General features: G+C 61.7%; 20 protein-coding genes. 11 read left to right on the forward strand and 9 right to left on the reverse strand.

All coding sequences use genetic code 11. The features are described from left to right. Positions 1-89: 89 nt before the first annotated feature. Both JI748_RS05080 and JI748_RS05085 read left to right on the forward strand, forming a co-directional pair. Positions 90-539: a putative colanic acid biosynthesis acetyltransferase gene (locus JI748_RS05080; protein ID WP_233280616.1), complete on the forward strand. Its 450-nt coding sequence runs from the start codon at positions 90-92 to the stop codon at positions 537-539. Next, positions 536-1,450, forward strand: a complete 915-nt coding sequence (locus JI748_RS05085; RefSeq protein WP_201635674.1) for a glycosyltransferase family 2 protein — start codon at positions 536-538, stop codon at positions 1,448-1,450. The genes JI748_RS05080 and JI748_RS05085 overlap by 4 nt, the downstream gene beginning before the upstream one ends. On the opposite strand, the gene JI748_RS05090 is transcribed toward JI748_RS05085, so the two are convergent. From JI748_RS05090 to JI748_RS05110, 5 genes are all read right to left on the reverse strand, one after another. Next, positions 1,451-2,797 (reverse strand): SGNH/GDSL hydrolase family protein, encoded by a 1,347-nt coding sequence (locus JI748_RS05090; RefSeq protein ID WP_201635676.1) that lies wholly within the window; start codon positions 2,795-2,797, stop codon positions 1,451-1,453. Next, a complete protein-coding gene (locus JI748_RS05095) occupies positions 2,797-3,057 on the reverse strand; it encodes a spike base protein, RCAP_Rcc01079 family (protein WP_201635678.1) in 261 nt (86 codons plus the stop codon). Before JI748_RS05095 ends, JI748_RS05090 begins: the two co-directional genes overlap by 1 nt. A 77-nt stretch (positions 3,058-3,134) precedes the next feature. Continuing rightward, positions 3,135-4,559 carry a mannose-1-phosphate guanylyltransferase/mannose-6-phosphate isomerase gene (locus JI748_RS05100; protein WP_201635680.1) on the reverse strand — a complete coding sequence of 475 codons (1,425 nt, stop codon included), beginning with the start codon at positions 4,557-4,559 and terminating at the stop codon, positions 3,135-3,137. 112 nt (positions 4,560-4,671) lie between these two features. Beyond that, a complete protein-coding gene (locus JI748_RS05105) occupies positions 4,672-6,468 on the reverse strand; it encodes a hypothetical protein (protein ID WP_201635682.1) in 1,797 nt (598 codons plus the stop codon). 122 nt (positions 6,469-6,590) lie between these two features. Next, positions 6,591-7,553, reverse strand: a complete 963-nt coding sequence (locus tag JI748_RS05110; RefSeq protein WP_201635684.1) for a hypothetical protein — start codon at positions 7,551-7,553, stop codon at positions 6,591-6,593. A 178-nt stretch (positions 7,554-7,731) separates the two neighbouring features. Between JI748_RS05110 and JI748_RS05115 the strand changes: the two genes are divergently transcribed. The 4 genes from JI748_RS05115 (at position 7,732) to JI748_RS05130 (ending at position 10,627) form a co-directional block, all read left to right on the forward strand. Beyond that, complete coding sequence (locus tag JI748_RS05115) at positions 7,732-8,310, forward strand: nitroreductase family protein (RefSeq protein WP_201635686.1); 579 nt, start codon at positions 7,732-7,734, stop codon at positions 8,308-8,310. 77 nt (positions 8,311-8,387) lie between these two features. Continuing rightward, positions 8,388-9,200 carry a transglycosylase SLT domain-containing protein gene (locus JI748_RS05120; protein ID WP_201635688.1) on the forward strand — a complete coding sequence of 271 codons (813 nt, stop codon included), beginning with the start codon at positions 8,388-8,390 and terminating at the stop codon, positions 9,198-9,200. Between the two features lie 17 nt (positions 9,201-9,217). After that, positions 9,218-9,358 (forward strand): hypothetical protein, encoded by a 141-nt coding sequence (locus JI748_RS05125; RefSeq protein ID WP_201635690.1) that lies wholly within the window; start codon positions 9,218-9,220, stop codon positions 9,356-9,358. Between the two features lie 69 nt (positions 9,359-9,427). Beyond that, on the forward strand, positions 9,428-10,627 hold the full coding sequence (locus JI748_RS05130) for a DUF2336 domain-containing protein (protein ID WP_201635692.1): 1,200 nt from the start codon (positions 9,428-9,430) through the stop codon (positions 10,625-10,627). Here the strand turns inward: JI748_RS05130 and JI748_RS05135 are convergent. Beyond that, entirely contained in the window at positions 10,624-11,391 is a 768-nt protein-coding gene (locus JI748_RS05135; protein WP_233280617.1) for an NAD kinase, read from the reverse strand. The two genes, JI748_RS05130 and JI748_RS05135, sit on opposite strands and share 4 nt — an antisense overlap. A 126-nt stretch (positions 11,392-11,517) precedes the next feature. Here JI748_RS05135 and JI748_RS05140 point away from each other — a divergent pair, with 126 nt between their 5' ends. The 3 genes from JI748_RS05140 to JI748_RS05150 all read left to right on the forward strand — a co-directional run bounded on the left by JI748_RS05140 (position 11,518) and on the right by JI748_RS05150 (position 12,856). Next, the gene (locus JI748_RS05140; RefSeq protein WP_201635696.1) at positions 11,518-11,850 is read left to right on the forward strand and encodes a hypothetical protein; all 333 of its coding nucleotides are present in this window, start codon (positions 11,518-11,520) and stop codon (positions 11,848-11,850) included. Further along, a complete protein-coding gene (locus tag JI748_RS05145) occupies positions 11,847-12,281 on the forward strand; it encodes a type 1 periplasmic-binding domain-containing protein (RefSeq protein ID WP_201635698.1) in 435 nt (144 codons plus the stop codon). The genes JI748_RS05140 and JI748_RS05145 overlap by 4 nt, the downstream gene beginning before the upstream one ends. Before the next feature lie 65 nt (positions 12,282-12,346). Next, complete coding sequence (locus JI748_RS05150; RefSeq protein ID WP_201635700.1) at positions 12,347-12,856, forward strand: HD domain-containing protein; 510 nt, start codon at positions 12,347-12,349, stop codon at positions 12,854-12,856. A gap of 37 nt (positions 12,857-12,893) precedes the next feature. Here JI748_RS05150 and JI748_RS05155 read toward each other — a convergent pair whose 3' ends face one another. After that, positions 12,894-13,112: a hypothetical protein gene (locus JI748_RS05155; RefSeq protein WP_201637482.1), complete on the reverse strand. Its 219-nt coding sequence runs from the start codon at positions 13,110-13,112 to the stop codon at positions 12,894-12,896. A 15-nt stretch (positions 13,113-13,127) separates the two neighbouring features. After that, entirely contained in the window at positions 13,128-13,328 is a 201-nt protein-coding gene (locus JI748_RS05160; protein ID WP_201635702.1) for a hypothetical protein, read from the reverse strand. A 164-nt stretch (positions 13,329-13,492) separates the two neighbouring features. Here JI748_RS05160 and JI748_RS05165 point away from each other — a divergent pair, with 164 nt between their 5' ends. Further along, complete coding sequence (locus tag JI748_RS05165) at positions 13,493-16,501, forward strand: tetratricopeptide repeat protein (protein WP_201635704.1); 3,009 nt, start codon at positions 13,493-13,495, stop codon at positions 16,499-16,501. A gap of 9 nt (positions 16,502-16,510) precedes the next feature. On the opposite strand, the gene JI748_RS05170 is transcribed toward JI748_RS05165, so the two are convergent. Then, the gene (locus tag JI748_RS05170; RefSeq protein WP_201635706.1) at positions 16,511-17,170 is read right to left on the reverse strand and encodes a LuxR C-terminal-related transcriptional regulator; all 660 of its coding nucleotides are present in this window, start codon (positions 17,168-17,170) and stop codon (positions 16,511-16,513) included. A 331-nt stretch (positions 17,171-17,501) separates the two neighbouring features. Here JI748_RS05170 and JI748_RS05175 point away from each other — a divergent pair, with 331 nt between their 5' ends. Further along, positions 17,502-26,384: a peroxidase family protein gene (locus tag JI748_RS05175; protein ID WP_201635708.1), complete on the forward strand. Its 8,883-nt coding sequence runs from the start codon at positions 17,502-17,504 to the stop codon at positions 26,382-26,384. Positions 26,385-26,445 lie beyond the last annotated feature (61 nt).

The raw sequence follows: 26,445 nt of genomic DNA on the forward strand, positions 1-26,445 counted from the left end.
GAGGAGCAAGCTTTCCGCTGCGGCATCGCATGCTTCGAGCCCTCTTTACGCTTGCTTGGCTGGTGCTCGCCCGATGGACACCGCCGACGATGATGCGTGGCTGGCGCAATCTGATCCTGAGGCTTTTTGGTGCGCGCATCCATCCCAGCGCCCTTGTCTATGGCAGTGTGCAGGTCTGGTATCCGCCCAACCTCAAGATGGCGGCGGGGAGCACGCTTGGGCCCGGCGTGATCTGCTATTGCATGGCGCAAATAAGCATCGGTCGAGGTGCGGTGGTGTCGCAGCGCAGCCATCTGTGTGGCGGGACGCATGATGTAGATGACCCGGACTTCCCCCTGCTGGCGCTGCCGATCACGATTGGCGACGGCGCTTGGATCGCGGCAGAGGCATTTGTCGGGCCGGGCGTCACTGTCGGGGCAAGCGCGGTCCTGGGCGCGCGCGGGGTTGCGACGAAAGATCTAGAACCAGGCGGGGTTTATGCTGGCAACCCCGCAAGATTACTTCGGAGGCGCACCGTTCGCGGAGCATCGCAGCCATGACGACGTCGATTACGGTGATCATTCTAACCCTGAACGAGGCTGTGCATATCGCTCGAGCGATAGAAAGCGTTCAGTCCTTTGCCACCTCGATCCATGTGGTGGATTCAGGCTCCACAGACGACACGACAAGTATTGCTGCCGAGATGGGAGCAACGATCGTTCGACATCCTTTCACCAATTACGCTCAGCAATTCCAGCGGGCCCTGGACACGCTTACCATCACGGAAGACTGGATCCTTCGTCTTGACGCCGATGAGATCGTCGAACCTGATCTTGCAAGGCGCATCGCCGAGAAATTGCGCGATGTGCCTCTTGAGGTTACCGGCATCACGTTCCACGCGAAAACTATCTTCATGGGCCGCTGGATCCGGCATGGAGGCCGCTATCCGCTAACCCTGTTGCGGCTTTTTCGCCGCGGACGTGGACGGATCGAACAGCGCTGGATGGATGAACACATCGTGGTGGACACTGGCCGCGTCATGCATTTTGCCGGCGGCTTCGCCAATCATGAGCTCAAGGACCTCAGCGCCTTCACGGACAAGCACAACCGCTACGCCACGCGTGAGGCAGCTGACGTGCTGCTTACGAAATATCGGCTTGGGCCGGATGACAGGAGCATCGATCGGGGCGGCACGTCACGGCAAGCCCGGCTCAAGCGCTGGATCAAGGAGCGGCTCTATAATCGCCTGCCGTTTGCCGTTTCCTCCACCGGATACTTCTTCTTGCGCTATCTTGTGCAAGGTGGGTTCCTCGATGGCAAGGAAGGGCTGATCTACCATTTTCTGCAGGGCTACTGGTACCGCTTCCTTGTGGGTGCCAAGGTCACCGAGTTCGAGCGCGCCTTAGCGGATTGCACAGACGCGCCGGGCCGGCTGGCGCGTCTGCGGAAGGTGACGAGACTGGATCTTTAGCTACCAGCCCCGGGACAGAGTAGCCGCTTGGAATGCCTGGGCGACCACCGCCTGGCCTTTTAGATTGAGATGGATCGCGTTTGACCGCAATGAGCGGGGCGGAACCCCGGTGGCCACGTCTTGAAGATCACCCGCCGAGTCGTCATGCGCCGCCATGAGGGCAGCACGCAGGTCGACGAAGCGCGTGCCGTATTGGGCGGCAAGATCCGCGTTGAGCGAGGCGATCATATCGAATTCGTCGCTTCCCATCGCCTCACCTTCGCCGTTGAGGATCGAGCCGACCAGGTAGCGGCTGTGGCCGAGAGATTGCACCATTGCGGCGATGTCGGCTTCCACTGTGTCCGGATCGGCGATGTTGTTTCTGCCCACCCAGATCCAGGCAGTGTGCTGCCGGTAGGCAAGGGCATCGGCTGGAACGAAGGCGCTGGCCGGCGGTGCGGAGACCGCTGCACCCGGGCTGGTCCGCGTGAAGGTGAAGTTTGCCGTGCCGTCGTATCCGAGATCACCATCTACGCCCATCAAGGTTCCCGCTATGCGACGAGAGCCGTCAGACCATGGACCTTGGTCGTTGACCGGTTCAGTGGAGAGTGTAGTGATTGCAGCCACCGGGTTGGCCGGGACGTAATTTCTGAAGACCCGGACGTTAGCCAGCTTCAGCACGCCATTCATGGTTTCGGTGCTGAGCTGGATGAAGCCGAGCTCAATGAGTGCCCCGTACTTGTCGTCGGTGATCTCGGTTTCGAACCAGTAGCTGCCAGGTTCGGTGATCATCAATTGAGGGCTGCCGGGCTGGGTCCAGCTTCCATATAGCGTTCCCACCTGCAGTTGAGAAAGACCAGTCATCTCGACGATCTCAAACTCGACCCGCAGCAACTGTCCCTCAACCAGCGGACCGATTTGCACCTGCGGCCCGGCGAGAAAGAAGTTCGGGCCGGTGTTCACCAGCTCCGCCTTCAGTATCCCACCTTCGCAGCTGATGGGTATGGGCGCACCGGTCGCGCTGAAAGCGTACCATTCCCCCGGGACCTCGTTGGACGCAAAATCCCAGGCTAGATCCGGTTCAGCCGGCAGCAGGGCAGGGATCTCATTGCCCGCCAACGTAACCAGGATAGGGACGCCGCCCTGCCGGGCAGCCACCTCGGACGAGGACTGGCCCCCGACTGCTCGCTCCACCACCACGCGTGGAGGATCGAACAGCGCTGCCGCAAGGGCAGGATAGCCATAGGTGAGGCTGTCGCCCCAGGCGACGATCGGATTGGTCGTCGTGGATCGCGACGGAACAAGGCCGATGACGGCGCTGACCGCCCCTCCGGCTGCCAGTGGGAGGCCACCGCCGATGCCGAGCATCAATAAAGACCGACGATCGAGGAAGCGGTGCTGGCCGTCAGTACCTTCACTGCGCGGATCGGCAGAAGGGCCCCGTCCGGCACGTTGTGAAAGCTGATCTCGCCGCCCCACTTCATCTCCACTCGCAAATGACCACCAGTGCCAACATAGAGTGCGCGGCAAATCGTGGGCAATTGGTTAGCGTCGTCGGGGACTACCGGAAAGGCGCCAGCGGCGGGTGCGTCAAGGCCGCTGGCCTGGGTGTCGAATGGATCGGACATGTTCTGCTCCTGCAGGTTGTGCAGGTCGCAGCATGGACCGGTCGAGTGGCGCGGGGATAAGCGGGATTAGTGCTCGATCAAGCGCGCCCGAACTCGTCCTCTATGCGAATGATGTCGTCTTCGCCGAGGTAGGATCCGGTCTGCACTTCGATCAGTTCGAGCTCGATCTTACCGGGATTGGCGAGCCGATGCGTGCAGCCGAGCGGCAGGTAGATGGATTGGTTCTCCGAAAGGATCGTGTTGACGCCATCGACGGTGACCTCGGCCGTGCCGCGCACCACGACCCAATGTTCGGCCCGGTGGTGGTGCTTTTGAAGGCTCAGCTTCTTGCCGGGCTTGACGAACAGGCGCTTGACCTGGAAGCGGTCGCCGTTCAGCACCGATGCGTATCCACCCCAAGGGCGATAGGCGGTGCGATGAATTTCGGTGAGCGTCGACGTGCTCTTATCGGCGCGGAGGCGCTTGACCATCTCGCCGACTTTTTGAGCTTGCGACAAACGGCCGACAAAGATGGCGTCATTGGTGGCGATGACGGCGACGTCGTCGAGGCCGTGAACAGCGATGTGGGCGTGGTCGCTGATCACGAGCGAGCTGGAGACATCGGAGAGGGTCACGGCGCCTTGCACGACGTTGCCCGCCTCATCGCCGTTGCCGCTCTTCCAAACAGCGTCCCAGCTGCCAAGGTCGGACCAAGGGAATTCGACTGCGACGACGGAGGCGCGATCGGTTTTTTCAAAGATCGCGTAATCGACGGATATGTTCGGTGCGGCGGCGAAGGCCGCTTCGTCCAAGCGGACGAAGTCGAGGTCTTCACGGGCGCTGCGAACGGATGCCTGCGCTGCCTGATGCGTCTCCGGCGCCAGGCGTTCGGCTTCGCTCAAGAACGTTCCGGCGCCCAGCATGAACATGCCGGAATTCCAGAAGTACCCACCTTCGTCGAGCATCTGAGCGGCACGAGCAGAATCTGGCTTTTCGACGAACCGCTCGACCTTTTTCGCTTCTCCACCGACCTTGGCGTCCGACTTGATGTAGCCAAAACCAGTCTCGGCGTGACCGGGCTTTATCCCAAAAGTCACGAGATCGCCGTTCGCCGCAGCGCGGATGGCCTCGTCCACAGCGACCCAGTAGCCCTCATCGGCGTCCACCTCGTGGTCGGACGGCAGCACGTGGAGCAAGGCATCGGCTCCGAAGCGGGCGGCGATATGGGCGGCGCTGGCGGCTATGGCGACCGCGGTGTTGCGCGCCACAGGCTCGAGCAACACGCTGGTGAGCGCGATGCCGAGTTCCGCCGCCTGCTCACCGACCAGAAAGCGGTATTCGGAATTGGTGATGACGACGGCCGGGGCGTAACGGCGGTTGTTCACGCGCTCGAGGGTGCGCTGAAAAAGACTCGTCGGTCCCATCAAGGGCAGGAACTGCTTGGGCCGTGCCGCGCGAGACATCGGCCAAAGCCTCGTGCCCTGGCCGCCGGCGAGGATCAGGGGGACAACGACAGGGGTCATGCTCGTGCGCTCCAGGCATCATCTCGTATGCTTGCTATACACGAGCTTTTGCCCGGAGTCGCTTGATCGGAAAAGTCTTTGGTGAGGCCCGGATGGACCTCACCGAGGCCGATCACTTGGCGGTAGCCGAGATGTTGACCTTGTTGAGGATGCTGGCAGGGTTGGTCTCGGCGGCCATGAATTCCATGAGGCCGAGACCGGGTTCTTCCTTGGCCTCAAGACCGATTTCCAGCGTCTTGGCGGTGCCGGCCACGAAGGCGCTCACGGCATCGCCGAGCTTGGCCGCATCCGCAACACCTGCCAGAAGGCTGATCATCGTGCCCTTGGCAAGATCAGCATAGATTGGGCGCAGCGTTGCGACGTCTCCACCCTGGTCCGCAGCGACTGCGGCCAGAGCGATGTCGGCAAGTCCTGCATCGACGATGCTGAGGTCCAGCGACTGGACGGCGACACCCATGGCTGCGGCCAGCGCAGCATCGTTGTCAGCGGAGAACAGATCGCGCGTCGCGTTGGCGATCGTTCCGGCAAGAGTGACGGTTGCCAGATCGGCACCGGTCATCGAGATTTCCTCGATCCGGATGGCGGACGCCGCTTCGTCCCACGCTGCAGCGATGCGGAAGCCCGCGTCGATGTCAGTGACGCCCAGAGCGCGGAGTTGGTCGAGCGATTCATCACCCGTGCCGGCCGGAACTTCGGCCTGGATGTTGTCGGCCGACATTTCGGCCCGTGTGGGAATGCCATTGAGATAGTGGGCGAGCGTGAGATCAAAGGCGCCGATATCGGCCTTGATGCGGGCGCCTTCGCTTTCTGCGTCCGGGATGTCCATGCTGAAGCCAGACATCGAGAAGCCTTCGAAGGCGGGGATCAGGCCGCGCATGTTTTCCTCGAACCAGGCGTCGTCAACGGTGTCAGGCGCGCTCTGGAGCGTTGCTATGACATTGGTCAGATCTGTTGGCTTGATGGTAACGTTGTCGAGGCTCATCGTGCCGTCGCCGTCCACGGTGATATCGAAGCCGTCCATGGAGATGCCGGGATAAATGCCAGGCGACATGCCGCCCATGGTCATGCCGGCGATTGAAAAGCTGATCGCCTGGTCGTCCTCGTCGACGCCGTCGCAGGAAACCCCGCCAAAGGTCATTTCCGAGGTTTCAAAGGCGGTGAACAGATCGGCATACATGCGCATCAGCGCCCCAAGGTCGGCAGGCGCCACATCGTCGGGGTTTTCTTCGAGCCGTTCGACCATGGTCATCAGCTCGACAAAGGAAGTGTTGAGCGGCCGCGCCTTGAACTCGGCGCCGGAGACGGGTCCCATGGTGCATTCGACGTCGTCGGCGGACAGGGTGCCGCCTTCGGCTGTGAAGTCGGTGTAGATGGTTTGAAGCTCGGTCTGCTCGCTGGCGTCGACCAGGCCATAGATGCCGAGCACGCCGCCGATGTCGAACTGCGCTGCGGACAAGGTGCCGAAGGTGAACGTGCCTTCGTCGGAGACCATGTCGACACCGGCCAGGCTCACGCCGCCTGCCACCCCGTCCACAACGTCTTCAAGCACCAGATCGTTTATGGTGATCGTGGCCGTGAAGCTTTCTTCGCCGGTCTGATCGCCGGTGACGGTGACCTCGAGCTCGGGCACGGTGATGCTGGTGGCGGTGAGGCCGGCGAGGGCGTCGGCGTTATCGGCGACGTTGCCGCTGAGGATTTCGGTGAGGACTGCGTCATCGACATTGGAGTCGACGGCGTCGATCTGGGGGATGGAAACGCTGTAGCTGACGTCAACCGCGGTGCTTTCCGCTGCCGGTTTAGTCCTGGTTTTTTCTTTGGCGAGAACAGGTAGAGCTGGCAGCGCGACGCTGAGGAGGCATGCGCCGGCGAGCGCGGACAGGCGGCGGGCGGTCGGTGACATCAAGAGCATGGCATTCTCCGTTGGATCGAGGCCGCTTGTCCGCCGCCGTCGATTTTGCGTTGACTTAAAGGCTGAGATTGTCGCGCAAATGCGGCATTACGAGACGCATATCGCCCGAGTTTTGTGACACTTCAGTAGATGGTCGATAACACTTCGATCTCACGCGGGCTGCCCGGCTGGATCTGGACTTCGCGATTGTAGACTTGGTCGCCGAGCTTGGCCAAAACCAGATATTCGCCCTCGGCAAGAACGGTGGCAGGAAAGGCGCCGCGCTCTGTGAACACCGTGGTGCCGTCGGCGGTCTTCACTGTCCATTCGACGTCGGCGATGGCTTCGCCGCCTTCTTCGGAGACCAGCTTGAACGAGACTTCGCTGGCGTGATGGTAAAGCGTCGCCTCGGTGAGTTCGCCTGGCTCGACGCGCAGGTCGGCGCGGACGGTGGCGTTGATGCTGCCGAAGCGGGAGACGATGTGGTAGGTGCCGGCGTTGAGCGTGACGATCTGGTTGGCCGGCAAATCGGCGACCACCATGGCCCGGTTTGCTTCGGGGCCTGCGGTCATGATGTCGAACTTGAGCAGGGCGGGCGAGATGGGGATGTCGCCGGTGACGGCGGAGTTGAGCCGCAAGCCACCGGCCTCGATCACCATGTCCTTCTGGTTCTGCCCCGGCACGACCGAGAGCGTCTCGGTCAGCTGGGCGTTTCCGTAGGACACATGGACATTATACTCCCCGGGCGGCAGCTGCATTTCGGCAGTGCCGGTATCGGCCTTTGCGACGAGTGCCATTTCGCCGGTTTCGTCGGGCTGGCTTTCGAAGACGCGCCAGACGAGACCATCGCTGATCGCCGGACCGTCTGTGGTGATGCGGGCGGTCAGTGTCACAGGCTGGGGGACTTTGGTGACCGCCGCGATGGCTTCCGTTGCGTCGGTACTCTGTGCGCCGGCATTGGATTGGGTCGCGTCGCGGTCCGGGCGGGGGCGGGGCAGGGGCGGAAAGTCAGCATTTTCCTGCGCGAATGCGACAGTTGCAACCGGCGCCACGAGCAATGTTGCAGCAAGGCCGAGGAGCAGGACCAATAATCTTGCCAAACGCATGAAATCTCCCGGAAGGTCGCGCCACCAGCTTTCTTGCGAATGGGAAAGCGGGCAGCGCAAGCTCTGTCACAAAGCGGGCAGTTTTTGAACAGGTGATGACGCGACTGGCACGTTTTTGAAAGCGCCACTGGCTCAACGGGTGCCGTAAAGCTATCTGTCCCATGACAAGGAGACTTCGATGCCCGCCGATCCCGCGCTGCGTGACCATCTGCTGACCCGCCGCTCCACCGGTATTGCCTTTCTGAGCGAGCCTGGGCCTACAGCCGAGGAATTGCAAACGTTGCTGACGATCGCAACGAGGGTTCCCGATCATGGCAAGATCGCGCCGTGGCGGCTGGTGGTCATTGCGGGAGAGGCGCGGCGACAGGCGGGCGACAAGCTCGCTGAAATAGCGGCCCGCAACACTCCAGGCCTAGACGAGGCAAGTCTTGAAGTCGAGCGGCAGCGCTTCCTCCCGGCACCTTTGACGATTGCGGTGATCTCGTCGCCTCAGGACCATCCCAAGGTGCCCGAGTTCGAACAATTGCTTTCCGCCGGCAATGTCGCGTTCAACCTGTTGCATGGGGCTGCGGCCCTGGGCTTTGGGGCTTCGTGGGTGACGCGCTGGTATGCCTTCGACGCGGCGGCGGGCGAGATGCTCGGCGTCCGGCCCGGCGAGCGGATCGTGGCCTTTGTTCATATCGGGACTGCCAAGACGACCTTGGAAGATCGTCCTCGCCCGGCCCTCGATGATGTCGTGAGCTATTGGCAGGCCTAGGTCGCGTAATGGTCAACAGACCTGGGCAGCCGCGCGTGCTAGCTTAGCGGCGCTTGATTCGATCACGAAGTCCGCCGATGGGTGTGCAGCCGATTTCAGTTCCGCAGAGCGTCGCGAACGCTTTGACCGCTGCGGGCGATCGCAGCGGCGTCGATTTCAGCTACCTGCTGCAGACGGCGATGCGGGAAAGCAGTCTCAACCCTGGTGCGCGCGCCAGCACGTCCTCGGCCGTCGGGCTTTTCCAGTTTCTTGAAGGCACCTGGCTGCAGGTGATGAAGCAGGACGGCCCGCGCCTCGGCTACGGCAACTATGCCGACCGCATCGAGGTGACATCGAGCGGTGATTACGTGGTTCGCGACCCTGGCGCTCGGGCCGAGATCCTGCGGCTGCGCGAAGATCCGCAGGTCGCGGCAGATCTGGCGGCAGCGTTCACGCGAGGCAATGGCGAATATCTGCGCAACAGTTTTGGCCGGATGCCGAGCCCTGGAGAGCTATACATCGCCCATTTCCTGGGTGCCCAGGGCGCGGAAAAGATGTTCCGGGCCGGGCTGCAAAATCCCGATCAGGTGGCGGTGAACCTCTTTCCCCGGCAGGCGCAGGCGAACCGCGCAATCTTTTATGATCAGTCCGGCAATGCGCGCACCATCAGGCAGGTTTATCAGGTGCTTGTCGCAAAGCATGAAGGCGTAACTTCGCCCTTTGCCGTGCAGCAAATGGCGGGTGAGGGAGCTACACCAGCCCGCCCGGTCGAAGCTCCGCTGCCATCCCGGTTTTCGGAAGAGAATATGTCTTTTACCGGATTGTTTCGGACCGAGCCCGAGGCTCTGGATGATGACCGAGGAGCGGGGGAAGCGGCTAGCCCGTTCTTCACCCAGCTCTATAGCCAGTAACCCATTCGGAGCGTCCTATGCAGAACAGGCCCATCGCCGAAATGATGCACACTGTGCCCCGCGGCTGGGTCATTCTTGGCTTCGCCGCGGCAAGCTGGCTCGCCGCGCTTTTGCTCTGGCAGTTGCTGATCATCCTCGTGCCGATGCTGCTTGGCTGACGACGGTTATGGTGAACCGTTCCTTAAACACTCCCGGATAAGCTTGCTCCCGGTGTGTGGAGTAGAGTGATGATCGGGTACCAGGCGTTTGCGGACCTATCGCAATCGAGCGACAGCAACGAGCGCGGACATGCGGCTCATCTTGCGGCTCTTGCCTATCTCGACCACCGCGGGCCTGCCGACGAGCATGCCGCCCTTTATGCGGCGCTGATCGGCTTCCTTGACGATCCTTCTGTGAAGGTGCGGGCCGCGCTGGCCTATGGGCTGCTCCATTCTCCTGACGCTCCGCGGCCGATCATCGTGGCCATGCTGGGCGACAGTCCTATCATTTCTCGAGCTGTCCTCCAGTATTCGCCTTTGCTGGTCGATGCCGACCTTCTGCCGATTGTGCGGAGCGGCGATGTTGCCACCTTGGCGGCCGTTGCGGAACGGCGCGTGCTCAGCCTTCGCCTCGTGTCCGCATTGGTGGCGCGGGGCGAGGACGAGCTAACGATTGGTTTGTTGCGCCGGCCGGAGGTCCCCTTCGGTGCAGCGCTGCTTGATAGTCTTGCAGCGGGCAAGGGTGCCGATGCGAAGATGCGTGGCGCCTTGCTGTGCCGCCCGGACCTGCCGGCCTCAGCCCGTTTGGTGCTGGTCCGCCGCGCTACCGAAAGCCTGCGCGAATGCCGGATGGTCAAGGGTGCCCTAGCTCCCGAGCGGCTCGAACGACTGCTGCGGGACGGCACTGATAACGCTCTGACGGTGATCGGCGAAACTGCCAGCGACGACACGGCATTCGTCGATGGCCTTGTGGGCAGTGACCAGCTCAACACTCGCCTGCTGCTTCAGGCCATGGTGACCGGCCATGTGATGTTCTTTTCCGCTTGCCTTGCGTCATTGGCACAGCTGTCGCGAGAGAAGGTCTTTGTGCTGCTCGAAAACGGCAGCCGCCCGGCGCTCAATGCCTTGTTCCTGCGGTGCGGTCTTGATCCGGCAATCAGCCGGCTTCTGGTTCGGCTGATCATGCTCGCGCGCACCGCCGACCTGTCGGACGATGTCGCTGCCCGCCATTATGTGGTGACGGCGCTGACCGAAGAGCTGATCGCCGAGTATGACGGTGACATCCCGCCCGAGCTCGAGGAGGCCTTCTCCTACCTTAGCGCGCAGAACGTCACTTTGGCGCGGCAGGCAGCGCGCGGGGTCATGCGCGCCTTTGCCGAAAGCAGCACCGGCGTCCTGGCGCTCCCTTTGATCGAAGACGAGCCGCAGCTGCAGCTGCCCGCAGCCTAGAAGCGGAACTGCTCGCTGAGGACCCGTTCCTCGAGGCTGGTCCCCGGATCAAACAGCAGCGTCACGCGGTGCGTACGGTCCTCGGCGACCGTAACCTCGCGCACGTTCTGGAACTCGACATTATCCGCCACGGCGCTGACGGGCCGCTTGTCCGCCTCGCGGGTGATGAACTTGACCGTTGCCCGATTGGAGAGGATGGCGCCGCGCCAGCGACGGGGCCGGAATGGGGAGATCGGCGTCAGCGCAAGGAGTTCGGCCTCGATCGGCAGGATCGGGCCATGGGCCGAAAGGTTGTAGGCGGTGGAGCCGGCCGGGGTCGCGAGCAGCGCCCCGTCGCAGATCAGCTCTTCGAGACGCACGGCATCATCGACCAGAATCTGTAGCTTGGCCGCTTGATAGCTCGAACGAAAGAGCGACACTTCGTTGATGGCGAGTGCCGACTGGGTCCGGCCGGAAGCGTCCAGCACGGTCATCGACAACGGATAGATATGGGTGCGCTGAGCCTCGGCCAGGCGCTGCTCCAGCTTGTCTTCACTGAACTCGTTCATCAGGAATCCGACAGAGCCGAAGTTCATGCCATAGGTGGGCACGTTGCGGCCCATGACACGATGGAGAGTTTGGAGCATCAGCCCATCGCCGCCCAGTGCCACAACCAGATCGGCGTCTTCGGCCTCGCAGTTGCCATAGCGGGCGCGCAGCCGGTCGGCGGCAGCATCGGCCGCTGCGGTATTGTTGGTCACAAACCAGATTTTGGGATCTGCCAAGCGCGCCGCCTCCAAAGACTGAGCCTGCCTAGCAGGGCGGCTGGCAAGCGTCCATCCTGCGGAGGTTGAACGCGGGCAATTGCCACAGCAGCCGGCACCCGATGGGCCGATCCGCATTGATGAGGTATGACAAGGCTTACCCAAACCGTCCTTCACACCCCGGATGGCCGCTATATCGTGGTCCGCGGCCGTTTGTGGCGGAGCAGCAATCCCGACCTCAGCGCGGCGGAGCGCCAGCGGCTGGTCGATGACTTGATGGATGCAAGGCGAAGAGTGCGCTCGCCGGACGCAGAAGCAAAGGCTAAAGCTCGCCGCGATGTGGATCGTGCCAAGCAGGCGCTTGGCGAACGCGGCCCGGTCTGGTGGACCGACGGCGCGCCTGATTATAATCGGCATCTGGCAAAGAACACGCCCTACGCGGCCTGGTATGCCGCTGTGGCGGAGGATGAATTCAGGTGATCAGAGAAGGATATCTCGCCGACTGGCCGATGCTGCTCGATGGTCCGGTTGTGTCTGTGCGTGGAGCCTTTCACCCCAATGCAGAAGGCGAAGGCTCGGCTCATGCCTATGTGGCACTGGCCAATGGCGCCTTGTTCAAGTTCTACTATTGGCGCCTCATCGTCGGCGGCGAAAGCGCGGTGACCAGCTTTGATCACCTCAGCCGCCTTGGTGGACCGCCCATCGATGCGATCGCCCAGCTCACCGCCGCTCTCGAGGGGCAGCATTGTTTGCGCGCCGAGCTCGATCTCACGCGCGGCGATATTGCGCTGTTGCTCGGCAATGGGACACGGCTTGAGGCGCTGCGCATTCGAACACTGTTCGAAGATTGGGAAGTGGAAGGACCCGACAGCTCGCTTTATTGGTCCAACATGATCTGGAAGAGGCCTTAGGAGGCGTGGCAGCGTGGCACTTAAGCGCTGGCTGCCACGTTGCAGATCAGCAGCGGGAGGTGAGATTGGGCGAGCTCGAACAAAGGGCAAGAGCGTTCGCGACTGCGGCGCATGGGTCCATCGACCAGCAGCGCAAGTATACGGGTGAGCCATATATCGTTCACCCTCTCGCCGTCGCCGAGATCGTTCGCACCGTAGCGCACAGCGAAGAGATGATCGCGGCGGCGCTGCTGCATGATGTGGTCGAAGATACGCCGGTGACGATCGAGGAGATCGAAGCCGAGTTTGGTCCGGAAGTCGCCGAGCTTGTGGGGTGGCTCACCGACGTTTCAAAACCTTCGGATGGCAATCGGCGCAAGCGCAAGCATCTTGACCTGTTGCATACGGCCAAGGCAACGCCGGCGGCCAAGACGATCAAGCTGGCCGACCTGATCGACAACACCAAGAGTATCGCCAAACACGATCCGAGCTTTTGGCATGTCTATCGGCGGGAGAAGGAAGCGCTGCTCGAAGTGCTGAAAGAGGGCGACCCAGTACTTTGGCGGCTCGCCGCCTCTCAGGCCCTGCGCAAATAGGCGCCGCCGGCTGACGGCGCCTCGGCGTTCGGATCAGCTATTCTTCTTTACGAGCTTTGCCCTGGGCGTGATCGACGTCGTAGGGCATGCCGGGCGTGTGCATCTGGTCTGCCGTTAGCTTTTTTCGGACGCGTTCGATCTCGGCATCGCTGACGTCGACTGGCTTGCTGCTGTCGTCGGGAAGGCCGGCACCGGTCTGGGCGATGGTCTCGTCAATTGGCCGGTCGTTGGCGCCGTTGCTAATCTTTGCGCGCATGGCTCGGCTCCTGTTTCAGGTCGAAATGCTGATGATGTGGTTTTCGAAAGCAACGAAATCGCCCTCGATGGGTGCGCCTTGTTCGACCAGCGTTCGCTCACCGCCAATGCGCAGGAAGCCCTCTTCGATTACCGACTCGATGATGTCGTCGAGTTCGCGCTCGTCGCTGAAGCCGATGCTGGTGCCGTTGCTGAGGGTGAGTTGATAGTCGGGCATGGGCTGCTCCTTTGTTGAGAAGGCTCAACGCCTGAGCGGGGAAAAGGTGCAAGGCGAGAATTTGGGCCGCCGAAGCGTGCTCGCCGCTGGCAAGTCATTGATGAGGATCAATGCATTTTCGGGCCCGAGCGGCAGTGTGCTCCCACTCAGCGGGGAGTGTGCAAATGCGCTTTTGGTCAACTTTGTTCATTCTGTCGGCGCTTGCAGGAGCGGCGCCGATGGCAGCGGAGGGCCGCCAGGCTGAGTGTGCGCCGCAGGATCGAGCCTGCGTCAAAGCTCAACTCGAACTTGCGGCAGCCGGAGGGGATCTGGCGGCGAAGATTGAGCTGGCGCGGTTGCTGCTCGACGAGCTGGAGCAAGGACTGAACTGGGCTCGCGCTGCCACGCTTCTGGAACAGGTTTCAGCCACAGGGGACGCCTGGTCGACCAGCATCCTGGCGGGTCTTTACCTCGAAGGCAAAGGCGTGCCGCAGGACGGGCGCAAGGTGATGGCGCTGTTGATCCCGCAGGCGGCAAAGGGCAATGTCGGCGCTGTTGCGGGGCTGGGCGACCTGTTCGCCAAGGGGGCCGGGATGATCGCGCCCGATCTGCCGCGCGCCGCCCGGTATTTCGCGCGGGCCGCGGAAGCTGGGGACCGCCACGGCGCGTATCAACTCGCCCTGATGCTTCTCAACGGGGAGGGCATTGCTGCCGACGTTCCCCGATCGGTTGCCATGTTCGAAGACCTCAACACGCCGGTCGATCCCTGGATATCGATCCAGCTGGGCGAGATCTATGCCGGCGGCAAGGCAAGTCCTGCGGAACGGGCGATCGAATATTTCAGCCAAGCTGCCGAGACCGGCAATGCGCCCGCCATGGTGCGTTTGGCGCAGATGTATCAGTCTGGCGTTGGTTCGGTGCAGCCTGATGCCTCCAGGGCAATGGCTCTGTTGGAACAGGCCGCTTCGCTAGGCGACATGGGTGGGCGGGTCAATCTGGCGCTGATGCTGCTTGCCGATGGAAAGGCGAGGGACATCGATCGCGCCGTGAGCATCCTCGAGGAAGCGGCTGCGGAAGATGCGGTTTGGCCGGCCACGATCCTTGCCGGGCTCTACGCCCAGGGCAAGGTTGTGCCGCTGGACGGGGTGCGGGCGAAAGCCCTTTTGCAGCCCTATGCCGACCAAGGCGTCGCGGCGGCGCTGGTGGGGCTCGGAGACATCTATGCCAAGGGCGCAGGGCAGGTGGCTGCCGATCTGCCTCTGGCGCGGCGGCTTTTCACTCAGGCTGCCGACACCGGTGACCTCTCCGCCAAGAACCGGCTGGGCTTCATGCTGCTGGCAGGAGAGGGGGGCAGGGCTGACGCAAAGCGCGGACTGGACCTGCTCGAGCCCGTCATGGAGAGTGGTGATACCTGGGCAATGCTGCAGCTGGCGGACATCTACGCCCAAGGCATTGCTGTCCCTCAGGACGCCAACAAGGCGATAGACCTTTACGGCCGGGCCGCGGAGCTGGGCAATGCTGCAGGGCTGAGCCGCATCGGCCTGATGTTTCGAAACGGCGCAGGCGGGGTGGCGGCCAACACTCCGCTTGCGCTGGACTATTTCGAACAGGCGCTGGCCGCCGATGACGCCACCGGCCGCATCCAGGTGGCTTTGATGTTGCTCGAGGAGGGGTCGTCTCAGGATATCGGGCGTGCTGTAGACCTGCTCGATGGCGCCGCCAAGGCGGGAGATGTCTGGGCGACGACCATCTTGGCCGACCTGCTTATCAGGGGCGAGAAGGTCGCGGCTGATGGGACGCGCGCATTGGCATTGCTCCAGCCGCTTGCCGAGGATGAAAATGCCGCGGCCTTGGCAAGCCTGGGCAATCTCTACGCGGTGGGCGCTGGTGAGATCGAGGCGGATATCGCCAAGGCGGCCGGCTACTACGAACAGGCCGCAGCGCTGGGGGAATATAGTGCCAAGAGCCGGCTTGGCATGATGTTGGTCAAGGGCGAGGGCATCCAGGCCGATCCGGTTCGGGGGCTTTCGCTGCTGCGGGACGTGGCGGCTATTGGCGACGGCTGGGCCAAGATACAGCTGGGCGACGTGCTGGCATCGGGCGAAAATGTGCCCCTCGATGCAGAGGGTGCGATCGCTGCCTATCAGGCCGCGAGAGAAGCCGGGCTGCCTGCTGCAGCAATCAAACTGGGTTACCTGTACCTTTCCGGCAAGGGATCGGTCAGTGCCGATCCGGTGCGCGCGGCCAGCTATTTTTCAGACGCTGCTGACGCTGGCGAAGACGTCGGCAAGATCAGCCTGGCTTTGCTGATGCTTGAGGGTAAAGGGGTCGAAAAGGACACGGAGCAGGCCATCACGTTGTTGCAGGAGGTTGCCGCAAGGGGCAGCGGCTGGGCCAACGGTACCTTGGGTGGGCTGTTCGCTGACGGGCGAAACTTGACGCCAGACTTCGAGCAGGCCCGCGCCTATTCGGAGGCAGCGCTCCAAGGAGGGGATAAAGGCGCCATGCTCCGTTTTGGCATGATGCTGGCAACGGGCCCCCTCGCGCCAAAACACCGGTCAGAGGGCATCGAGCTTGTACAGGAGGCTGCATCTGCCCAGTTGCCTGGTGCCATGGTGGAGCGTGCTCGTTTGCAGTCGATGGGATTGATGGGCAGCGACGGGGCCAAGGTGGCCGAGGCCAGTCTGCTCGGGGAGATCGACGCGGGGGACCCGGCGGCCCTGAGGCTCCTGCTGCAGGTCTATCGTTCGGGCGGCCCTGGGCTCAAGGCCAGCGTACGGCGGGCACAAAGCCTGCTGGACGCCCATGCTGACTTGCTCACGACAGAAGCGGTGGCGTTCGAGACGCTGGCCTTGCGTGCCGCAACCCCGGCTACCCAGGAGTCCTTGGGCCAGATTGGATCGGCGCTTAGGGGCGTAGCTCCGACGGATCTCTCGCGGGCCGTGCAGATGCTGTTCTGGGGTGACAAGAATGCCTATGTCTACGCGCTTCAGTACGGGCTTCGCGACGCCGGTCTTTACGATGGCCCGCTGAGCGGTTACCTCACGCGGCAAACCATTTCCGCCATCAATCAGGTATGCGCCCAGCAGCATATCGAGCAGATTTGCCGGAAAGGTCCTCTGACGCCGGAAGTGGCGGTTGAATTGAGCAAGTATCTGGCCCAACGGCCAGTGTCTCAGGCTGCGCGATCCTGAGCGCCCAGCTTACACGTCCTTGTCTTCGACAAGCCCGCGCGCCAGGACGGCGGCCTCGACACGATTGCGCACGCCGAGTTTAACGAAAATATGCGCCAGGTGGTATTTCACGGTCGCCGCACTGATGCCGAGCAGGGAGGCAGCCTCCTTGTTGTTTCTGCCCTCCGTAATGGCAGAAAGCACCGCCAATTCCTGCGATGTCAGGTTTATGCCGGACGCTGCACTGTTTTCCTGACGCGGCGTTGCCTTCAGCCCAGCCAGCCAGCCGGCGAGTGCCTGAGGCGACAGGTAAGTCTCGCCCTCGTGGACACGGCGAATGATGGAAACGAGCTCATCAGGCGTGGCGTGCTTCGAAGCGAAGCCGGATGCACCCGCGCTCATGGCTGACACCATATCCTTGTTGCTTTCGGAGGCGGCGAGGGCGACGACCTTGGTTTTCGGGCTCGCCGAAAAAACCTCTTCGAAGTGCTCGGAACTATCGTGGCCCTGCATCCACAATTCGATCAGCAGCATGTCGGGCTGATGCTGAGCGGCAAAGCGCATTGCCTCCATGGCATCGTGCGCCTCTGCCACGACGCTTATCTCGTCTGACCTGGCAAAGACCTCCCGCAGACCGAGCAGAAAGATCTGCTGACTATCGGCTAGAACGATAGTGACGGATTGAGACACCGCGCCGTCCGATCAGTAAAAATCCCGAAGGGTCGCCAGGGCGAACATTCATCCGGAATATTGCACGGCTGCTGTCCAAGTATAAAGACAGAAATATTGACGCAAGAGCCTCTGCATCTGGTCGAATCTGACCAGCGCTCATCATTTCAGAGACCAAGGTCCTAGCCACCTGGTTAGTTCTGGCTAGCCGACGCGTTAGCGGCTGGTGAGACTATGAGGGAAAAAGTCGGGGGACCTCCCGACGTTATCCGCCGCCTTCCGACCCGCCATAGTGCCTCCATGGACGTCACGCGACCAGATGGGCTTGTCGCGATCACGTGGGGAGACGATTATGGTAACCTACATCAGAAGCGACCTCGATTTTATTCTCGAGCAGATCAAGATCGCGGAAAAGCACGCTGCTTATGTTGCTAATCCGAACGATCCCAACGCCGCTCCGCTTTACGGCGTCGGTCAGGCAGGCCAGGTCGGCTCCGTACCAGCCTATACGTTGAGCCTGGGGCTCCGTACCGTTGACGGCTCCTACAACAACCTGCTGCCGGGCCAGGAAAAATGGGGTGCGGCCGACCTGCCATTCCCGGAATTGCTGAACCCGCAATACCGCACCGCAGATGGCACGTTCTTTGACCCTGATGGTCCTGGACCGGCGCCCGCAATGCCGACGTCGCCAAACTACAACCCATCCAATAACCCCAACTCGCTGGTATTCGACTCCAGTCTGCGCACGATCTCCAACCTGATTGTCGACCAGACGCTGTCTAATCCGGCCGCGATCATCAAGGGTTTGCAGCTCGGCGGCGTGATGGAAGCAAGCCTTGTCAATGTCGCCTTGGTCCAGGCAATCTACCAGGCCTATAAGCCTGCTGCGGATGCCGAATACCAGGCGCGCGTCGTCATGGATGCCGCCAAGACAGCTGCCAATGCGCTCAACGATGGCAACCCGGACACTCCCCCGAGTCAGGCAGAACAGACGGCACTTGATGCGCTAGCCACTGCAACCGCGGCTCACGATCTCACTGTGGTCAACCTGGAAGCGGCGAGCGCAACACGTGACGCAGCGCTTGTACCGTTCGGCATCGTCATGGATGGCGACAATGTCCAGATCTCAAACGTTTCACCAGACGTCGGACTTTCAGCTCCGTTCAATTCCTGGTTCACCCTTTTTGGCCAGTTCTTCGACCACGGCCTCGACCTCGTGAACAAGGGTGGCAGCGGCACGGTCTTCATCCCGCTGCAGCCCGATGACCCACTCTATGTGGAAGGCAGCCACACCAACTTCATGGTGCTTACCCGCGCGACGGTCTCGCCTGGTGCCGATGGTGTCATGGGTACTGCCGACGACGTGCGCCCCGTCAACACCACGACGCCGTTTGTCGACCAGAACCAGACCTATTCCTCCCACGCATCGCACCAGGTCTTCCTGCGCCAATATGCGATGGGAGCGGATGGAAAGCCGCACGCAACGGGCAATCTGATCGAGGGTCGTGACGCAAACAACGGCACGACCGGTGTAGGCGCAGGGGGCATGGCCACCTGGGGTGAGGTCAAGGAGCAGGCCAAGATGCTTGGCATCCTGCTGACCGATCAGGATGTCGGCGCCGTGCCGCTATTGCGCACCGATGCCTATGGCAACTTCATCCCTAATGCCCAAGGGTTTGCGCAGGTTATTACCGGTGTAGGCGCCGACGGCATTCCCAACACTGCTGATGATATCGTGATTTCCGGCACACCGAGTGCACCGGTCAGTCTTGCCACCGCGATCCGCATCAATGCAGCATTCCTTGCGGACATTGCTCATGACGCGGTTCCCAATGGCCTTGCGGATGGCGACATCGAAATTGGCTTGCAAAACCCGGGCAACAATCCCGCTGTTTATGACAACGAGCTACTGGACGCCCATTTCATCGCCGGCGATGGCCGCGTGAACGAGAATATCGGCCTCACCGCGGTCCACCATATCTTCCATTCCGAGCATAATCGGCTGGTCGAACACACCAAGGAAATGGTGCTCGCCAGCAAGGACATGGCCTTCATCAATGAGTGGCTGCGGCTCGACCTGACGCAGGACCAGGTTAATGCCCTTCCCACTGATGCCGCTGCGATCGCGGCCTATGCGGCGACATTGACCTGGGATGGCGAGCGCTTGTTCCAGGCTGCCAAGTTCGGCACCGAAATGCAGTACCAGCACACGGTGTTCGAGGATTTTGCCCGCAAAATTCAGCCGAACATCGACTTCTTCGTGGTTCCCGACGGTTATCACGCAGACATCAACCCGACCATAGTCGCCGAGTTCGCTCATGTCGTGTACCGGTTTGGGCACTCGATGCTGAACGAGCAGATCGATCGGCTAGACTCTTCCTTCACCAACGACCAGATCAGCCTCATCAAGGGCTTTCTCAACCCGATCGAGTTCGACTCGGGCCACACCGTGGCGGACAACATTGCGGCCGGCGACATCATTCGCGGCATGACGCGCCAGGTCGGCAACGAAATCGACGAGTTCGTTACCAGCGCGCTACGCAACAACCTGCTCGGCCTGCCGCTCGACCTCTCCACGATCAACCTTGCCCGTGGCCGCGATGTCGGCGTGCCGTCGCTTAATGCGGCTCGCCGCGACTTCTTCGAAGCCAGCCAGCACGCGCCTGAACTCAAGCCCTATGACAGCTGGGTCGAGTTCGCCGGCAATCTCAAGAATGAAGCGTCGGTTATCAACTTCATGGCCGCTTATGGCACGCACAGCTCGATCACCAGCGAATCGACGGTGGAAGGCAAGCGCGCTGCTGCGATGGCGATCATCTTCGGCGTGCAGCAAACCATAATCGACAATCCTAATACCGCCGCCAATGAAGCGCGCACGATCGGCGTTCCGGCGGATGCCGAGGCTTTCCTAAACAGCACCGGGGCTTGGGCCAGCAATCCGGTCACTGGCGTGACCATCACCGGTCTTGATCTCATCGACCTCTGGATCGGCGGCCTGGCCGAAAAGATCCTGCCTTTTGGCGGCATGCTTGGCTCGACCTTCAACTTCGTCTTCGAAGTTCAGCTCGAGCAGCTCCAGGACGGCGATCGGTTCTACTACCTCCAGCGCCTTGACGGCCTCCATTTGCTGTCGGAAATGGAGAACAACACCTTCGCCAAGATCATCAGCCTCAATGCTGACGCAGGGCACCTGCCTTCGGACGTGTTCTCGACGCCTGGCCTCATTCTTGAAGTCGACCAGACCAGGCAATGGAATCCGGGGCTTGGCAATGCAGATCCGGCCGGCGGCAGCATCCTCACGCCTCTGGTGATCCGCAACAATCCGGCTACCCCCGGAACCGACACGAACTACCTCAAGTACACAGGCACCGACCACGTTCTGCTCGGTGGTACGGACGGCAATGATATTCTGATCGGCAGCGAAGGCGACGACACCCTTTATGCCGATGGCGGCAATGACCGGCTTGAAGGCGGTTCCGGCAACGACTCCTATTTTGGCGGTGCAGGCGACGACATCATTTCCGACCTCTTCGGCGACGACATCATTCGCGCCGGGACCGGACATGACGCCATCAATGCCGGCGCTGGCGTCGATCTGATCGTCGGCGACGAAGGCCAGGACTTCATCATTCTCGGTGCCGACACGCTCGACGAAGCGTTCGGCGGGGTCGGCAACGACTTCGTCCTCGGCAGCAAGACCACCGAGCAAACCCTTGGCGGCGAAGGCGATGACTGGATCGAAATCGGTGCCTGGACCGGCGCGGTCGGCGATGACTTCGACGACCAGTTCCAGGCCGACTCGGTCAAGGGTCACGACGTGTTCCACGGCGACGGCGGCTTTGACGAGTTCATCGGCGAAGGCGGCGACGACATTTATTTCGGCAGCCTCGGCCGCGGCAAGTTCGATGGCATGTCCGGCTATGACTGGGCGACCTATTCCGACATGAACTTCGTCGTCGACGTCGACCTAGCCCGTCAAATCCTGCCCGGCCTGCCTGTTCTGCCTGCCAATGTTGCCCTCGACACCTTTACCCAGGTGGAAGGCGCTTCTGGCTCCCGCCTTGCCGACGTGATCCGCGGCACCGACGTGACCGCGGCCGATGTGCCGACCGAAGGCTTCCGCGGCAGTGCGCTGGACGCCGAAGGCATCGCGCTGATCACCGGCCTGCAGCAATTGTTGAACGGCGCGGGTCCCGCATCGTTCGACGCACAGGGCAGGTTTGTGGGCGGCAATATCCTGCTCGGCGGCGATGGCAGCGACCTTATCGAGGGTCGCGGCGGCGACGACATCATCGATGGCGACAAGTGGCTGCGGGTCCGCATCGCCGTCATGTCGAGTTTCGACGAGAATGGACCGACCGGCACGAATGTGTTGAGCTACCATACGTCGATGAAGACGCTGGTCTCGGACGTCATGTCCGGCAAGATCAATCCCGGCCAGCTCAAGATCGTTCGCGACATCACCTCTGAAGGTGCGGACAACGTAGCCGATATCGACACGGCGCTCTATTCGGACGTGCGGGCGAACTACTCGTTCTCCGCCAATGCCGACGGCACGCTTGTCGTGACCCATGCCGGTGGTCTTGCTACCGACGGCACTGACATGCTGCGCAACATCGAGCGGCTGCAGTTCAGCGATGGCACCTCGATCAACATTATCGTGGGAACGCCGTTCAGCGACAACGGACTGGCGCCGCAGGGCTCGGCTCCGCTCAACCAGCCTGTTCTGAACGGAACGGCAGGGGATGACCTGATCCTCGGTCTGGCCGGGTCGGACGTACTGAATGGCGGCGCCGGAAACGACATTCTCGTTGGCGGCGCAGATGGCACAGCGGCGTCGTCGTCCACGACGACGACCACATTTACGGACAATTTCAACACCAGCAGCTTTGGCAACGGGGGGCCGAACTGGGACCCCGATTGGGTCGAGACCGGCGACAACAATAATGCCGGAAGCGGTCAGATCCGTATCGACGACGGGAACAATACCCTGCGAATCGTAGGTGGCACCCAGAACATTGGGGGCAACCAGACAGGTCCCGCAAACGGTGCAACAATTACTCGTGCCGTCAATCTCGTCGGCGCTGACACGGTGACGATCACCTTCTCGGCGAACCCAGACAGCCTTGAAGCGGGCGAGTCCGTTGTCGCTGAATTCACTGCTAACGGAACCACTTGGGTGCCGATGGCCACTATCACGGGCAACGGTGCGAACCAGAACTACAGCTACACCGCAACCGGTCCATTCCCGAATGCATCTGTTCGCTTTGTTGCAAGCGCGATGAATGAGACCAACGACGTCGTCAACATCGACGACCTCGTCATAACCCGCAGCACTGTAACCATCACCCAGGTAGCCGGTGGCGACACTCTTAACGGTGGCCTCGGAGACGATACCTACTCGTTCGGCTTCGGCGACGGCAATGACGTGATCAACGAGCTTGCCAACCAGGGTACTGCCGACCGCATCTCTATCCTGGCGCCGAGCACCGGGATCGATCCGCTGACCGACCTGGCGATCCGCACCATTACGAGCCTCGATGCCAGCGACAGCAATACCGGTACAGCCAATGGCGATCTGGTCATCAACTATGGGCTGACCAATGGCACCACGACCTCCAACCAGTCCATCAGGGTGGCGGGCCACTATTCCGGCAATGTCGCTGGGACCGGCGTGGAACGCATCAACTTTAACGGTGCCACTTACGCCGGATACGCGCTTGGCACCGACGACTACCTGATCAGCCGCGCCGACCCGAATGCCCGCGACAGCGTTGCCAACGGCGTCAATCTCTCAGCCTCGACTGTCAGCAACTTCATTGCCGGTGAGAACGGCGTGAACGACGCCATTACGGGCGGCACTGTCAACGACCTGATCTTTGGCGGCACCGGCAACAACGACCTGGTCGGCGGTCTCGGAGATGACCTGTTGGTCGGCGGCTCCGGCAGCGACCGGCTCGACGCTCGACCGAATGGCGACCCGGCAAATCCGGATTTTGCCGGTGCCCTGGGCGCAGATACGATGATTGGCGGAGCGGGCAATGACGTCTATGGCGTCGACGACCTGCTCGATGTCGTGGTCGAACTCGCCGGTGGCGGCAACGATCGCGTCGAGACCTTCCTCACCAGCCTCTCGCTCGAACTCATGGCCAATGTGGAGGACCTCACCTATCAAGGCGCTGATGCCGGCCAATTCGTCGGTACCGGCAACGCGCTGAACAACATCATCAGTGGCGGCGACCTTGCCGACACTTTGAGCGGCCTGGCGGGCAACGACACGCTGGTTGGCGGTCTGGGCGCCGATACCATGATCGGCGGTGACGGCAGCGACGTCTACTTCGTCGACGATGCCGGGGACGTCGTTACGGAAACCAACACCAGCACAGCGGCCACGGAAGTCGACCGGGTGGAATCCGACATCTCCTACACGCTCGGTGCGAACGTCGAAAACCTCGATCTCAACGGCGCCAATGCCGCGATCAATGGTACCGGCAACGCGCTCAACAACGTCATCAATGGCAATGACGGCGTGAACCAGCTTTTCGGCGGTGCGGGCAACGACACCCTCGTCGGCAATGACGGCAACGATCTGCTCGACGGCGGCACTGGCGACGACACGCTGAACGGTGGTGATGACAATGACACCATCATCGGGGGCGCTGGAAACGACACGATCGACGTCGGCAACGGGTTCAACACCATCATCTACAACGCTACGGGCTTTGGTAACGACATCATCAACAGCTTCGACTCTGCGGGTGGTACGCCGGCCAACCAGGATCGCATCGATCTTAGCGGCCTCGGGGTCACGGCAGCCAACTTCGCCTCCCGTGTCTTCGAGACGGCGGCGGGCAATGACACGATCATCACCATTCGCGAGAACGGTGCAAATTCCGCAATCCAGGGCACGATTCGCATCAATGGTTCAAATACGGCGGCGATCGACCAGACAGATTTCACGCTTGCAACGACGGCCCCCGTGCTTGCCGGTGCGACAGCCGGAAATGACGTGCTCAACGGGACGGCCGCGGCCAATACCATCAACGGGCTTGCCGGGGCAGACGTCATCAATGGTGGCGACGGCAATGATGTCATCATTGGTGGTGCCGGCATCGCGGCTGGCACATATGCCGACGCCTTTGCCGCCGCAGCGTTTAACAACAATACCGGCACGCTGAACTTTGCCGGTAACTGGACCGAAACGGGCGACAACAACAATGCCGCCAGCGGCGACATCCTGATCACCGGCGGCGTGCTTCGCTTCGCTTCCACGATCGACGCCAATGACAGTATCGCCCGGGCTATCAATCTCACCGGGGCTACCGCACCAACCCTGAGCTTCACCTACCAGGGCGCGGCAGCCGGCGAAACGATCGTTGTCGAAGCGCTCAATGGTGGGACCTGGCAGTCCCTCGGCACTATTGCCGGTAATACGTCCGGCAACTTCTCGGCCAATCTCGATCCGGCGCATTCTGCGATCCGTCTCCGCACGACGAGCGGCTTCGATCAAAACGAAACGTTCTCGATCGACAATGTCTCCGTCGCACTCGGACCGAACAGCGGCATCGACATCATCAATGGCGACGGCGGCGACGACACCATCATCTGGAACGCCAATGCTGCCGCTCCCACCGACGGGCGTGACCTGGTCAATGGCGGCACGGAAGGGGCAGCCGGCGATACGTTCTCGATCGTTGGCAATGCCTCGGCTGAAGACTACCGCATCTATACACGGGCCGCCTGGCTGGCGATTGCCGGAAATCTGGCGACGTCCCTCGCCGCCGGGTCTGAAATCGTGGTCACTCGTAACGGGACCAACGCATCCTCCATTATCGCCGAACTCAGCGAGATCGAGGAAATTCGGATCAATGGGGCCGATCCAACCGGATCAGGGACGGCAGGCGGCGATACCTTTGCGGTGTTCGGCGACTTCTCGGCCACAAGCCTGCGTCTCAACACCATCACCATCGATGGCGATGCCGGCGATGACACGATCGATATCTCGGCCCTGTCTTCTGCGCATCGCATCGTGTTCCGCTCCAATGGCGGTCACGACACCATTGTGGGAACCTTGCGTCCCGAGGACGTGATCGATCTTGGTGCTGATCCTTCGGGCTACACATCTTCGGTCGTCGATGGCGTGACGACGCTGAGCAATGGCGAGCATAGCGTCAGCTATCGCGCCAGCGGCAGCGGGCCTCAAGTTGGCCATGACAACGATGATGAGGACGAGGAGGACGAGGACGATCAGGACATCGACGAAGATGACGATGACCAGGACGAGGACTCCGGCGGCGATGATGGCGATGACGATGGTTCTGCTTCCATCAACCCGACGCACGTCGTTGGTACGCCCCAGGACGACATGCTGCTCGGCACATCGAGCGGGGACCTGGTATTCGGCTTTGCTGGAACGGACTACATCATCGCTGGTGCCGGAGCGGACGTGATCCGTGCCGGAACGGGCAATGACTTTGCCGATGGTCAAGCAGGTCGCGACATCCTCTTCGGCGAAGACGGCAATGACGATCTGTTCGGCGGCGCCGATGACGACCTCATCTACGGCGATGCGGGCAACGACCGGCTCTTCGGTCAGGACGGCAACGATCTGATCGACGGCGGCGACGGCAACGACACCGTCTTTGGCGGAGCCGGCAACGACATGTTCGTTGCCTCCATGGACGACGGTAACGACACCTATTACGGCGGCGATATCTCCGGCGATGCAGGTATCGATACCCTGGACATGGGCTTCCTGACCGCCAATGCGATCGTCGATCTTGGAACCGGCGTCAATGGACGGGGCAGCGTCGTCAGCAGTCAGAGCGGCACGGACACGCTTTATGGCGTTGAGAATGTCGTCACCGGTTCGGGCAATGACCGGATCGTCATGAGCAATGCCGTCAACGTTGTCGACGGCGGACAAGGGCAGGACATCTTCGTGTTCGGCTCGGCGACCGCCGCTCACGGCGATACGATCCGCGGCTTTGAAGCAGGGGACAAGATCGATCTTTCCGGCATCGACGCCAACTCTGCCGCTGCCGGCAACGACACCTTCACCCTGCAAGGGGGACAGGCAGCGACGGCACCTGGTCAGCTCGTGATCACCTACGAAACACGGGAGGATGGGGAATATACGGTGGTGTCGGGCAACACCGCCGGGGACGCTGCTCCCGAGTTCCGCATCAATATCGCGGGCCACCATGTGCTGACGGGCTCGGACTTCAACCTTTAGCCTCCAACTAACCGGCCGGTGCTACACCGGCCGGTTTTTTCAACTTCACTTCTTCCTGGGG

This window comes from Devosia rhizoryzae (assembly GCF_016698665.1).
Classification (GTDB): Bacteria; Pseudomonadota; Alphaproteobacteria; order Rhizobiales; family Devosiaceae; genus Devosia; species Devosia rhizoryzae.

Excerpts from the sequence above, each read along its gene's own strand:
- JI748_RS05080 (WP_233280616.1), top strand. The coding sequence starts at position 90 with ATGATGCGTGGCTGGCGCAATCTGATCCTGAGGCTTTTTGGTGCGCGC.
- JI748_RS05085 (WP_201635674.1), top strand. The coding sequence starts at position 536 with ATGACGACGTCGATTACGGTGATCATTCTAACCCTGAACGAGGCTGTG.
- JI748_RS05090 (WP_201635676.1), bottom strand. The coding sequence starts at position 2,797 with ATGCTCGGCATCGGCGGTGGCCTCCCACTGGCAGCCGGAGGGGCGGTC.
- JI748_RS05095 (WP_201635678.1), bottom strand. The coding sequence starts at position 3,057 with ATGTCCGATCCATTCGACACCCAGGCCAGCGGCCTTGACGCACCCGCC.
- JI748_RS05100 (WP_201635680.1), bottom strand. The coding sequence starts at position 4,559 with ATGACCCCTGTCGTTGTCCCCCTGATCCTCGCCGGCGGCCAGGGCACG.
- JI748_RS05105 (WP_201635682.1), bottom strand. The coding sequence starts at position 6,468 with ATGCTCTTGATGTCACCGACCGCCCGCCGCCTGTCCGCGCTCGCCGGC.
- JI748_RS05110 (WP_201635684.1), bottom strand. The coding sequence starts at position 7,553 with ATGCGTTTGGCAAGATTATTGGTCCTGCTCCTCGGCCTTGCTGCAACA.
- JI748_RS05115 (WP_201635686.1), top strand. The coding sequence starts at position 7,732 with ATGCCCGCCGATCCCGCGCTGCGTGACCATCTGCTGACCCGCCGCTCC.
- JI748_RS05120 (WP_201635688.1), top strand. The coding sequence starts at position 8,388 with ATGGGTGTGCAGCCGATTTCAGTTCCGCAGAGCGTCGCGAACGCTTTG.
- JI748_RS05125 (WP_201635690.1), top strand. The coding sequence starts at position 9,218 with ATGCAGAACAGGCCCATCGCCGAAATGATGCACACTGTGCCCCGCGGC.
- JI748_RS05130 (WP_201635692.1), top strand. The coding sequence starts at position 9,428 with ATGATCGGGTACCAGGCGTTTGCGGACCTATCGCAATCGAGCGACAGC.
- JI748_RS05140 (WP_201635696.1), top strand. The coding sequence starts at position 11,518 with ATGACAAGGCTTACCCAAACCGTCCTTCACACCCCGGATGGCCGCTAT.
- JI748_RS05155 (WP_201637482.1), bottom strand. The coding sequence starts at position 13,112 with ATGCGCGCAAAGATTAGCAACGGCGCCAACGACCGGCCAATTGACGAG.
- JI748_RS05160 (WP_201635702.1), bottom strand. The coding sequence starts at position 13,328 with ATGCCCGACTATCAACTCACCCTCAGCAACGGCACCAGCATCGGCTTC.
- JI748_RS05165 (WP_201635704.1), top strand. The coding sequence starts at position 13,493 with ATGCGCTTTTGGTCAACTTTGTTCATTCTGTCGGCGCTTGCAGGAGCG.
- JI748_RS05175 (WP_201635708.1), top strand. The coding sequence starts at position 17,502 with ATGGTAACCTACATCAGAAGCGACCTCGATTTTATTCTCGAGCAGATC.